Genomic DNA, 12,179 nt, shown 5'->3' on the forward strand with positions numbered 1-12,179 from the left:
AAAAAAGCCCCGCAATGCGGGGCTTAGTAATTATAATTTTGCGAACAGTTGTTCCATTTTTTCTTTTTCTTCATCAGCAAGCATGCTGTCTACTAAAATCCTTCCGCTATGCTCATCAGTAATGATCTTTTTGCGTGAAGCGATTTCCATTTGCGTTTGTGGCGGGATGGTAAAGAAAGATCCGGCAGAAGCACCTCTTTCAATAGATACTACAGCAAGCCCGTTTCTTACGCTGGTGCGTATTCTTTTGTAAGCAGCAAGTAGTCTTTCTTCAATTTGTGCCTGATATTCAGCTGATTTTTCAATAAGGAAATTTTCCTCTTTTTCAGTTTCAGCCATGATAGCATCAAGCTCAGATTTTTTATGGTTAAGGTGGCTCTTTTTAGCCTCAAGTCTGTCGTGAGACTGACTGATAACCTCTTTTTTGTGTTCAATAGAGGCTTTCATTTCCTTAATGTGCTTTTCAGCAAGCTGGATTTCAAGTTCCTGGAATTCAATCTCTTTGGTTAATGAGTTAAATTCACGATTGTTGCGAACATTCTTTTGCTGCTCAGTATACTTCTTGATAGCAGATTTGTGCTCGTCAATGGCATTTTTCTTTTCCTTGATTTGCTCTTCAATAGATTCAAGGTCGCTTTTAAGTTTGTCAAGCCTTGTACTTAATCCTGCTACTTCATCTTCAAGATCTTCCACTTCCAGCGGAAGCTCTCCTCTTACATTTCTGATTTCGTCTATTCTTGAATCAATTAACTGTAGATCATAAAGTGCTCTTAACTTGTCTTCAACACTTAATTCCTTGGTATTCGCCATATTTATAAGTACTTAACTGGATTTGTATTTTCTTCCGATAAAATGATTGCAAAATTAGGGATTTTTTTCGTAAGATAATCAACTATATAATTTTTTGTATATCGTTCACTCTCAAAATGTCCTATATCTGCCAATAAAAGTTTGCCCTCAGCTTCATAAAACTGGTGATATTTAAGGTCTGCCGTTAAAAAAACATCTGCTCCCTGTGCTATTGCATTTTTTATGGCAAAGCTTCCTGAGCCACCCAAAACGGCAACTTTTTTTATGGGTTTACCTGTAAAAGCACTATGCCTAATGCCGCCTGCCTTCATTTTTTCTTTTACAAAGCGCAGAAAATCTTTTTCATCCATTGCCTGTTCAAACTCGCCAATCATACCTAAACCGATATTTTGATGCCTGTTTTCAAGACTGTAAATCTCATAGGCTACTTCTTCATAAACATGGTTGCTGAAAAGTGCTTTTAGGATTTTAGATTCAAGGTGTTTTTCAAAAGTTACCTCTATTTTAATTTCTTTGTCCTCTACAAACTCTCCGGGCATACCTATGGTAGGGTTACTGTCATTGTTGCCCTGGTAGCTTCCAAAACCCTGCGATGTAAAGCTGCAATTCTCATAATTGCCTATATTTCCCGCTCCTGCATCAAATAGTGCATTGCGTAGTTTTTCCATGTTTTCGGGTATGGTATAGGTAATGAGTTTACGGATGTGATTTTCTTTAGGAATCAATATTTTTGTGTTTTGCAGACCAAGTGCATCACAAAATATTTTGTTTACGCCATGTTTATGGTTGTCCAGTGCTGTGTGAACCGCATAAATAGCGATATCATTTTTTATAGCTTTTATTATTGAACGCTCTACATAGTTCTTTCCGGTTATTTTTTTAAGTCCCGAAAAAAGTATCGGATGGAAACATACAACCATGTTGCAGTTTTTAGCAATGGCTTCATCAATAACATTTTCCAACGCATCGTGGCATACCAATACTCCGGTGGTTTGGTTATTACTGTTGCCAACAAGCAGCCCTACATTATCAAAATCTTCCGCATAAGCCAGTGGAGCCATTTGTTCTAAAACCGTAATAACATCTTTTATTTTCATGATAATTTTATAGTGTTATCCCAAAAATAAAAATTATTAAGCTAAGGCCAATAAGAAGTTTAATTTATAGCATAAAAAATTTTACTTTCGTGTTATGAGATTCATCAGGAAAATTTTACTTCCTTTTTCGTTACTGTATTGGATAGTTACAGCTCTGCGTAACTTTTTTTATAATACAGGAGTATTTAAATCGGCTGAATTTAAAACACCGGTTATTGCTATAGGTAATCTTAGTACCGGAGGTACCGGTAAGTCGCCGCAAACAGAATATCTTATAAGGTTACTTAAAGATAAATTCAGGATTGCTACTTTAAGTAGGGGGTACAAAAGAAAATCTGAAGGATATATTTTAGCAGATACCAATGCCAATTCTGATTTACTTGGTGATGAACCTTACCAGTTTTACAGTAAATTTCCAGAGATTAATGTAGCAGTTGATGCTAACCGGACAAACGGTATTACCCAATTATTATCTCTTGAACCAAAGCCGGAAGTTATTATTCTTGATGATGCTTATCAGCATCGAAAAGTAAAAGCAGGTTTTTATGTTTTATTAACTGCTTATGGAGATATTTATGCGGATGATTATCTATTGCCTGCCGGAAATTTAAGAGAGAGCAGGAGCGGAGCAAAAAGGGCAGATTTGATAATAGTTACTAAATGCCCGCCAGATTTATCTGCTGCTAAACAACAGGAAATTATTAAGAAGCTACGTCCGTTACCTAATCAAAAAGTTTATTTTACAGCTATAGCCTATGATGTCGTTGTTTATAACGGAGTTTCCAGTCTTAACACAACAGAAGTAATGGCAATGGAAAAAGTGTTGGTTGCCGGTATAGCTAAGCCTCAGCCATTTTTTAATCATTTGAAGAATGATAGTGATGATTGTCTTACTTATGCTGATCACCATGATTTTTCGGATAAGGACGTAAAGGATATCCTTGCTGTCGCAAAAAACAAAATAGTGGTTACTACCGAAAAAGACTATGTAAGGTTAAAAGATAAAATGCCTACAGACAAACTTTTTTACCTACCTATAAAAACTTCTTTCCTGGATAGGGGTAAGGAGTTTGATAAAGCTGTTTTAGATTTTATTGCAGGCTATAGATAAAGCTACTTGCTTACAAAAAGGATAAGGTCTATTATTCTGGAAGAGTAACCTATTTCGTTGTCATACCATCCTACAACTTTTACCATTTTATCTATTACTGATGTAAGCTGTGCATCAAATAGACATGAATTCCTGTTGCCTAAAATATCTACCGATACAATTGGGTCTTCAGTATAAGCCAGTATTCCTTTGAGTTCGTTTTCCGAAGCTTTTTTAAAAGTCTCATTTATTTCCTCAATAGAAACCTCACGCTTTACATAACAGGTAATATCGGTTAACGATCCGTCCGGTACAGGTACACGAATACCGCTTCCTCCAATTTTGCCTGCAAACTCAGGAAATATTTTGGTAAGCGCTTTAGCGGCTCCGGTGGTAGTAGGTACTATAGATTGTGATGCACCCCTTGCCCTTCTTAAATCTTTATGGGGCTGGTCGTGCAGGCTTTGGTCTGTAGTGTAAGAGTGAACAGTAGTTATGTATGCCTGGTTAATGCCACAAAGGTCGTTAATAACCTTCATCATAGGTGCTGCATTGTTGGTAGTGCAGCTTGCATTAGAGATGATGGTTTCTGTACCATCTAAAACATCTTCATTTACACCTAAAACAACAGTTTTAATCCTGTCGTCTTCAGGTGGTGCAGAAAGTATAACTTTTTTAGCTCCTGCCAGTATATGCTCGTTAGCCTCTTCCAGTGTTTTAAATTTACCGGTAGACTCTACTACTATATCAACGTTAAATTGTTTCCAGTCGATATCCTTAACCAGTTTCTTCCTTAAAAAAGCATAACTTTTACCGTCAATAATAAGTGAATCAGCGGTGTGACTTACCTCATAAGGTAATATGCCATGTATACTGTCATACTTAATAAGGTGGGCCATGGTTTTTGCATCGGCAATATCGTTTATTGCTACAACTTCTATTTGAGGGTGGTTAAGCAAAAGCCTGAAAAGGTTTCGGCCTATGCGGCCAAAACCATTTATGGCAATTTTTATTTTGTTATCCATTTTTAGCAAAAGTAAAAGGTATGATTATTTAATATATATTTTTGGTTTGGTTTTTTGTATAGGAATTTTTAGGTCTTCAATTAAATCAGGATATGCTGATGGGTTTCCCCAAAGACCGTATTTATTAAAGTATCTAACGTATTTTGCTGAATTTACCTTAGGTATATTGTTAAGTGCTTCAAATAGTTTATTGGAAAAGACTTTGTTTTCATTTACATTTTCATCGTACCTTACATAGATATAAAGTCGGTCATTTTCTTTTATTTTTTTTGTAAAATCCGATATTGACCGTGTTATGTAGTCAATGTCATTTACACTATTAATGCCTGAAACAGGTAGGCTGAATAGAAAATCTACAGGATTGTTTTTATATGCTTGCAGGAAAAGAGTTGACCGTGTTTTAAGTTTATTTTTTGTCTCGTTATTTACTATAAGGTCTTTCTCATGAATAAATTCAGTTTCAGGGTAATGAGAGGATACAATGTTGTTATTTTGATTAATAATAAGATCGCTAATAAAAGATTCAAAGTCATTCTCAATATTATCTGTTACATATTTTATTCCTTCTACAGGCAAAGTGTTAAGCCAGTCAAAAGGAAAGCTTTGCTTTCTAATATGTAATTTTTTAAGACAATGAGCAGGGTGACAATCACATCCTATCGGAATGACTATATTTTCAGGGACATAACTTTTTTCTATGTATAAAAACTTTATAAATCTTGTCCGTGGGATGTAAATTAGCGGTATCCTCATTTGATATCCCCTAAACTGTTATAAAATGTGTTTTTGTGCTTTGTATGAAGAACGTACAAGGGCACCACTTTCTACGTGGCGGAAACCTAGTTCAAGTCCTATCTCTTCATATTTTTTAAACTGATCCGGAGTTATAAACTCTTTTACAGGAAGGTGTTTTTTACTTGGCTGTAAGTACTGGCCTATTGTAAGTACGTCAAGATTTACGGCTCTAAGATCGTGCATAGTCTGTATTACCTCTTCCTCGGTTTCGCCAAGGCCCAGCATAATACCCGATTTAGTACGGTTAATGCCGTTATCCTTAAGGTAACGAAGTACTTCAAGGCTACGCTCGTATTTCGCCTGTATACGTACCTCACGGGTAAGCCTTTTTACGGTTTCCATGTTATGGGAAACAACCTCCGGAGAAACTTCAATAATACGGTCTATATTTCTTTCAATACCCTGAAAATCCGGTATAAGTGTTTCAAGAGTAGTGTTAGGGTTCATCCTGCGGATGGCCTTTACAGTCTCAGCCCAAATAATAGAGCCTCCGTCTTTAAGGTCATCACGGTCTACACTTGTAATAACAGCATGCTTTATGTTCATTAACTTGATAGAACGCGCTACTTTTTCAGGCTCATCCCAGTCCACAGTTTCGGGGCGTCCGGTTTTTACACCGCAAAATCCGCACGAACGTGTACAGGTGTTACCTAATATCATAAAGGTAGCTGTACCTTCTCCCCAGCATTCACCCATGTTAGGGCAGCTGCCCGAAGTACATATAGTATGCAGTTTGTACTTGTCTACCAGTCCTCGAAGTTCAGTATATTTTTTTCCTGTAGGAAGCTTAACCCTAAGCCATTTAGGCTTTTGTGTAAGCTGTCCGTTTTGGGCAGTTGGTCTTGCAGTATCTAATACGGTTTCCATAATAAAAACTTTATACTGCAAAGATAAGGGATATTTGTGGATATTATGTAATGATTAATTATTATACGATAAGTGTGAAATTTGTTGTGTTATTGTAATAAAAGAGCCCCTTGGTAAGGGGCTTTTGACACTATTTTAAGTTAAGTGTTATAGGGAGATTATATGCTGTTCTAACAGGCTTGCCATTTTTTATGCCGGGTTTCCATTTTTTGTCGAGTGATTTTAGTACCCTCTCTGCTTCTTTACCCATTCCATATCCCGGATCTCTGATAACTTTTATGTTAGACATTGTTCCGTCTTTTTCTATTATAAAAGAGACAAATACTTTTAAAGTAACATTTTTTTGCGTTTCAGGTGCCTGGAATCGGTTTCCTACAGTTTTATAGAACTTATCCATACCTCCGGGGTATTCCGGTTGTACATCAACTCTCAGGCTACTGATGGTTCCTTCGCCTTCTGTTACCTTGTCTCCTTCTGTTGTGCCAATTTCTTTCCCGCTTTCTCCAAGTGTTATGGTTCCTTCAGGATTACCTTTTGCTGTAATACTTGATGGGTCGGCATCCTTAAAGTCGTTTATGGTAGGTAAAGTATCAATAACCGTATTGGCAGCTACTACTTTAAGCTGGTTAAGCTTAATTTTATTAGTTACAGATGCTGGTGCATCCTGTGGTTTTGGCGGCTCAGGTTTTGGTGGTTCGGGTATTTCAGGAGCTGGTTTTTCCGGTTTTTCCGGAAGGTTTACCACCACAAGAGAGTCCCTTTCAATAACCAGACCTGATGCTGTCTCACCCGGACGAGGGGTAGGGTTTATATTGCTCGCTATGGCTGGTATTGCCACTAATAGTGCTACTACAGCAATACCTGAGAACAAAGCCAGAAGAGTATTTTTCGGATCTTCTTTACGAAGTTGGTAGGCTCCGTATTCCTTGTTGCGGCCTTCAAAAACAAGGTCAATCCATGCTCGGTCGAAAACGCTTACTTTTGACATAATAAGATGATTTAAAGTTTGTTAATAGGATTTGATTTTATTACTAAAACGATTTCGAAGATTTTCTTATTGTAAGAAATATGATAAAGTTTTAATAATATTTTATTGTACTGAAAGACCATTTTTTTTAATGAATATCTTTACAAAAAAAATATGCGATTATTTTATCTCTTCTTTTTATTCTGTTTAGCAGGATATTCTCAGGCAACTACAGGGTTAAAGTTTACCCAACTTACTGATGATTTGTATGTTTATACCAATTATAAGTTCTTTTCGGGAGCGCAGTTTCCTTCAAACAGCATGTATATGGTAACTGATGAAGGTGTTGTACTTTTTGATACTCCATGGGATAAAAACCAATTCCAGCCACTATTGGATAGTATAGAGAAAAGACATAAAAAGAAAGTGATCCTTTGCATCGCCACGCATTTTCATGAAGATAGTAGTGCCGGATTGGAATATTATAGTAGTAAAGGAATAAAAACATATACTTCTAAAATGACTTATGATATTACCATGTCTAAAAAGGATGGAAGCCCAGCAGAGCATACCTTTAAGAAAGATACTGTTTTTAATATAGGAGGTAAAGTTGTTGAGACATATTATCCGGGAGAAGGGCATACTAAGGATAATATTGTTTTGTATGTAAAAGATGAAAAGGTTATTTATGGCGGATGCCTTATAAAGAGTATCGAGGCAGTGGATTTAGGAAATGTAGCCGATGCCAGTGTGGATAAATGGGAAAAGACAATGAAAAATCTTATGAAGAAATATCCTGATCCCGCTTATGTAATACCTGGGCACTTTGCCTGGTCTAAAGGAGATGAGTCAATAAAGCATACAATTAAACTGGTGAGGGAAAACAGGAAAGAATAGGATTATTTCTTCTTACCGTTTCTAATAATATCGGCAAGTAATTTCTTAGCTCTAAGTAATTTGATCTTTACATTATTAAGTGGTTCATTTAGCTGTTCTGCAATTTCCTGGTAACTCAATTCCTGAAAGTAACGAAGCTGTATCACTTCCTGATAATGAGGTTTAAGCTGTTTGATGCATTCTAAAAGGCTGGACAGATTTTGTTCCTTAATCAGTTCGTCTTCAGCACTAGGTGAACTGTCTGCAACATTGTAGGCCTGTTGGTTCTCCTCATCAGTAATGTCAATAAACAGCGACGATTTCTTTTTCCTTAAAATGTCTATATGTACATTTTTGGCTATAGCAATAAGCCAGGTGCTGAAAGCATACTCTGGGTTGTAAGTGGAAATCCTGTCAAAGGCCTTGGCAAATGTTTCTATAACAATATCTTCTGTGTCGGTTTCGTTTTGGGTACGTTTTAGCATAAAGCCGTAAACTTCATTCCAAAAGAAGTCCAATAAAAAAGTAAAGGCAATCTGGTCACCCATTTTTGCCTTTTCTATATTGCCTTGTATTATTTGTGAGTTTATTTCCAATGTACAGGTTTTGTAAACATATTGCTTACATACACATTAAGCTGAGTGAAGATAAGCATTATTTCAATAAAAGGGAACCAGTACATTACATCTTTTTCCTTAAGCTTGCCTGCGCTGTATCCTAAAGTTAGCCATGCTATAAGATACCTGAAGCCTATTACCGGAACAACATACATCCAGTTATAACCTAATATTAAAAGTGCTGCAGCAAAAAACGGGAAAAGAAGCTGAGCTATAAAAAACAGCCTGATACGTAATTTGTCACTTCCTTTAAAAATAGAGTGCAGGTATATCTGCCTCTTTTTTTGAGCGAACCATTGCCTGTATGTTTTTTTTGCCTCACAGTAAGTAAAGCTCTCCGGAGTATAACAAACAGTGGTGTTTTTTCCTGTGGCAGCCTGATTTATGAAAAGTGAATCTTCACCACTTCTTACATGCATGTGACTCATATAACCGTTTACAGCAAAGAATTCATCTTTTTTGTAAGCCATATTGCGACCTTCACCAAGATACGGACTTCCCATTTTTGCCCACGAAAAGTATTGGGTAGCACGCAGCATCTCGTCAAAACGGATTATTTTATTTAAAAGCGAATTTTTCACCTTTTCATAAGCACCATATCCTAGTACAATGGTATGGTTTTGCGAAAACTGTGCACTCATTTGCGTTATCCAGTCTTTAGAAGTAGGGTAACAGTCTGAGTCGGTAAATAGTAAATATTGTTTTTTAGCAGATTTAATACCCAGTGTAAGTGCAAACTTTTTATTGGCCCAAAATGCTTCGTTATTTTCAACTTTTACAAGACGAACGTGAGGGTATTTTTGCTCAAATTCCTCTAAGATGTCCAGAGTTTCATCGCTGGAGGCATCATCAATAAGTATAACTTCAAAGTCTGGATAGTCCTGCTCTGCAATAAGAGGGACATATTTTTTTACGTTTTCTGCTTCGTTTTTAGCACATACAATAACCGAAACCGGAACTTTTTTTGGAGTCACAGACTGTGCTTTTGCAAAGGCAAATCTTCCGAAAACAATTAGGTAATAAAACAGTTGTATGGCGGTAATACCAATAAAAATATAGAAGGTAATATTAAGCATGCAGGTATTTTTTGTTTGGCGATTTTACAGCAAAATTAGAAAAAAGATTGAGTTTGTTAAGGCTAAAAACAATTAAATAACATTAACCTCTGCTTCAATCCTGATTCCGAAATTAGTATAAACGGTTTCCTGAATTTTTTTAGAAAGTTGCAGTAATTCCTGTCCGGTTGCGTTGCCGTAGTTTACCAGTACCAAGGCCTGCTTTGTATGCACACCGGCATCTCCAAAACGTTTGCCCTTAAAGCCTGACTGCTCTATAAGCCATCCCGCAGGAACTTTTACTTCAGTTTCCGAAACTACATAATGAGGCATTTGCGGGTGTTGGGCATGTGCTTTTTCAAAAAGCTCTTTGCTTATTATAGGGTTTTTAAAAAAGCTACCGCTGTTGCCCAGTTCTTTTGGGTCTGGTAATTTGCTTTGGCGTATTGCTATAACGGCATTGCTTACATCTTTTATGGTCGGCTCGGTAATGTTGTTTTGAGCAAGCATTGCCAGAATATCACCATAAGCGGTGTTTATTTTGTGGTTGTTTTTGGTTAGCCTGAATGTAACCGAAACAATAACATATTTGTTTTTAAGGTTGTTTTTAAAAACACTTTCCCTGTAAGCAAATTCGCATTCCTCTTTTGTAAATGTCTTTATTTCCTGTGTTTCTATATCCATAGCTTCGCAGGAAACAAAAGTGTCTTTTATTTCGGTGCCATAGGCACCAATGTTTTGTATTGGGGTAGTGCCTACATTGCCGGGTATCAAAGAAAGATTTTCAAGTCCGCCATAGTTTTGAGAAATACTGTAAAGAACAAACTCATGCCAGTTTTCGCCTGCCATTGCTTTTAAGTGAACATGATTGTCGTCTTCAAAAACCACTTCTTTGTCTTTTATATCTACATGTATAACCAAAGCATGTATGTCCTGAGTAAGTAACATATTGCTGCCACCACCAAGTATAAACTTTTGCTTATTGCTGTTTTCTTTAAGTACCTGAGAAAGTTCTGAAACGGAGCGTACGGCTACAAACTCGTCTGCATGGGCATTAATGCCAAAAGTATTATAGTTTTTTAGCGGATGGTGTAAAGCAATTTCCATAGTATGGTTTACGTTTAGTGCGGCAAAAGTACATATTTAAACTACTCTTCGGTAGTCATGGCACGGTTTATATATTCTATAAGCGGTTGCATTACCAATAATTTTTTTGCTGTTTCCTTTATAAAGTTTTTATCGGCTAAATCTTTATCACTTAGCTTATGGGTAACTGTGAAGCTTTTAAGTTTTAAAAAGTCTATGGCAGGATGGTCTTTGTCATAATCCTTAGGAGCGGTTTTAAGGCTTTGCTCCCTGTCAAAATCGCCATATAGTTTTTTAAAATCCTTGTTTTCCAGTATTTCTTCAAGATCTTCATAAAAGCCGGCAATTTCACGGCGCATTTTTTTAAGTGAGACAGGATCGGGCATGTGCAGGCCTCCTGCAATAAAGCTGGCGCCTTTTTCTATATGCAGGTAATAGCCACCCATGTTGAAATCCTTATTTCCTGCCGACATCCATATACCCATATTGGTTTTATAAGGAGATTTGTCTTTAGAAAAACGGATATCACGGTTTATCCTGAAAGTACAGTTTTTTGCCTCAAGATGCTTTAACGAAGTGTCTGTTGTGCTTACTTCTTTTATAAGTTCCTCGGCAACATTTTTATAGTCTTCTTTATAAGTTTTATATCTTTTTTGATTTGCCTGAAACCACTCACGGTTATTATTGTTTTTAAGGTCTTCTAAAAACGGAAGTATGGATGATGGCAGCATAGTTTGTTTTTTTATAAGTTAAATATACGATAACTCTGATGGGTAGACTTTACAATGGTTTCGGTACGTTCAGGATGTGTATCAGAAATAAATATCTGTCCAAATACCTTATCGTTAACCATTTCCACAATTTTAGATACCCTAGTCTCGTCGAGCTTATCAAAAATATCATCAAAAAGTAAGATGGGCAATACCCCGCTTTGTTTTTTTATAAAGTCAAACTGGGCAAGCTTTAAAGCTATTAAAAAAGATTTTTGCTGTCCCTGCGAACCAAATTTTTTGATAGGGTGGTTTTCTATTTCAAATGATAGGTCGTCTTTATGTATACCTACACTTGTATATTGTAGTACCTTATCACGCTGTAGGTTTTCTTCCAGTAATTCATTAAGAGGTTTTTCTTCCAGCTGGCTCTGGTATACCAGTGTTACATCTTCTGCTGAGTTGGTTATGGCATGATGATGTGTATTGAATATAGGAATGAAATCGGCAAGGAACTGCTTGCGCTTTTCAAAAATTACATGTCCTAAAGTAGTTAGCTGCTCGTTATATATGCTTAGTGTCTCCTTGTCAAAAGTACGGTTAATGGCAAAATATTTAAGCAGGGCATTACGTTGTGCAACTATTTTTTGATAGCTGATGAGTTCCTGTAAATAAGCCGGATCCAGTTGCGATATAACACTGTCTATAAATTTGCGTCTGGTTTCACTGCCTTCCATAATAAGGTCGTTATCGGAAGGGGAGATCATAACCAATGGTATAAAGCCGATGTGTTCAGAGAACTTGTCGTATGCTTTACTGTTTCTTTTTAAAACTTTTTTCTGTCCTTTTTTAAGGCTGCATACAATTTGCTCAGTACGCTCATTTTTTTCAAAAGTCCCGTCTATAACAAAAAATTCTTCTCCGTGCTTTATGTTTTGTATGGCTAGCGGATTAAAATAGCTTTTACCGTAAGAAAGATGGTATATGGCATCAAGTACATTTGTTTTACCAATACCGTTTTTTCCCACAAAACAGTTTATCTTTGAGTCGAACTCAAAATTAGCTTCAGATATATTCTTGTAATTTAGGAGGGATAAATTTTTTAGGTACATTTGCAACTGTGTTCTTGATAGTGAGAACCTTGAATAATAATCGCACTTTTATAAAAGAGCCTGCAAATTATT

General features: G+C 36.5%; 13 protein-coding genes. 2 read left to right on the top strand and 11 right to left on the bottom strand.

The features are described from left to right. Positions 1-30: 30 nt before the first annotated feature. Positions 31-810, bottom strand: coding sequence for a zinc ribbon domain-containing protein (locus FUA48_RS08010; RefSeq protein WP_147583037.1), 780 nt, complete (start codon positions 808-810; stop codon positions 31-33). Between the two features lie 2 nt (positions 811-812). Beyond that, positions 813-1,907 (bottom strand): Nif3-like dinuclear metal center hexameric protein, encoded by a 1,095-nt coding sequence (locus FUA48_RS08015; RefSeq protein WP_147583038.1) that lies wholly within the window; start codon positions 1,905-1,907, stop codon positions 813-815. Positions 1,908-2,001: 94 nt separating this feature from the next. Between FUA48_RS08015 and lpxK the strand changes: the two genes are divergently transcribed. Beyond that, entirely contained in the window at positions 2,002-3,018 is a 1,017-nt protein-coding gene (gene lpxK, locus FUA48_RS08020) for a tetraacyldisaccharide 4'-kinase (protein ID WP_147583040.1), read from the top strand. A gap of 2 nt (positions 3,019-3,020) precedes the next feature. Here lpxK and gap read toward each other — a convergent pair whose 3' ends face one another. The 4 genes from gap to FUA48_RS08040 form a co-directional block, all read right to left on the bottom strand. Next, on the bottom strand, positions 3,021-4,022 hold the full coding sequence (gene gap / locus FUA48_RS08025) for a type I glyceraldehyde-3-phosphate dehydrogenase (protein ID WP_147583041.1): 1,002 nt from the start codon (positions 4,020-4,022) through the stop codon (positions 3,021-3,023). 24 nt (positions 4,023-4,046) lie between these two features. After that, positions 4,047-4,775 (bottom strand): DUF1796 family putative cysteine peptidase, encoded by a 729-nt coding sequence (locus FUA48_RS08030; RefSeq protein WP_147583042.1) that lies wholly within the window; start codon positions 4,773-4,775, stop codon positions 4,047-4,049. 18 nt (positions 4,776-4,793) lie between these two features. After that, entirely contained in the window at positions 4,794-5,684 is an 891-nt protein-coding gene (gene lipA / locus FUA48_RS08035) for a lipoyl synthase (RefSeq protein WP_129749432.1), read from the bottom strand. Between the two features lie 130 nt (positions 5,685-5,814). Further along, positions 5,815-6,672 carry an energy transducer TonB gene (locus FUA48_RS08040; protein ID WP_147583043.1) on the bottom strand — a complete coding sequence of 286 codons (858 nt, stop codon included), beginning with the start codon at positions 6,670-6,672 and terminating at the stop codon, positions 5,815-5,817. Between the two features lie 153 nt (positions 6,673-6,825). On the opposite strand from FUA48_RS08040, the gene bla reads away from it, so the two are divergent. Then, complete coding sequence (gene bla / locus FUA48_RS08045) at positions 6,826-7,548, top strand: BlaB/IND/MUS family subclass B1 metallo-beta-lactamase (protein ID WP_147583044.1); 723 nt, start codon at positions 6,826-6,828, stop codon at positions 7,546-7,548. A gap of 2 nt (positions 7,549-7,550) precedes the next feature. Here the strand turns inward: bla and FUA48_RS08050 are convergent, their stop codons facing one another. From FUA48_RS08050 to recF, 5 genes are all read right to left on the bottom strand, one after another. Further along, positions 7,551-8,123, bottom strand: a complete 573-nt coding sequence (locus tag FUA48_RS08050) for an RNA polymerase sigma factor (RefSeq protein ID WP_165357633.1) — start codon at positions 8,121-8,123, stop codon at positions 7,551-7,553. Next, positions 8,114-9,220, bottom strand: a complete 1,107-nt coding sequence (locus FUA48_RS08055; protein WP_147583045.1) for a glycosyltransferase — start codon at positions 9,218-9,220, stop codon at positions 8,114-8,116. Before FUA48_RS08055 ends, FUA48_RS08050 begins: the two co-directional genes overlap by 10 nt. Positions 9,221-9,292: 72 nt before the next feature. Further along, complete coding sequence (gene murB / locus FUA48_RS08060; protein ID WP_147583046.1) at positions 9,293-10,306, bottom strand: UDP-N-acetylmuramate dehydrogenase; 1,014 nt, start codon at positions 10,304-10,306, stop codon at positions 9,293-9,295. Positions 10,307-10,347: 41 nt separating this feature from the next. Next, positions 10,348-11,016, bottom strand: coding sequence for a DUF2461 domain-containing protein (locus FUA48_RS08065; protein ID WP_147583047.1), 669 nt, complete (start codon positions 11,014-11,016; stop codon positions 10,348-10,350). A gap of 11 nt (positions 11,017-11,027) precedes the next feature. Beyond that, entirely contained in the window at positions 11,028-12,107 is a 1,080-nt protein-coding gene (gene recF / locus FUA48_RS08070) for a DNA replication/repair protein RecF (protein WP_147583048.1), read from the bottom strand. Between the last annotated feature and the right edge of the window lie 72 nt (positions 12,108-12,179).

This window comes from Flavobacterium alkalisoli, assembly GCF_008000935.1.
GTDB lineage: Bacteria > Bacteroidota > Bacteroidia > Flavobacteriales > Flavobacteriaceae > Flavobacterium > Flavobacterium alkalisoli.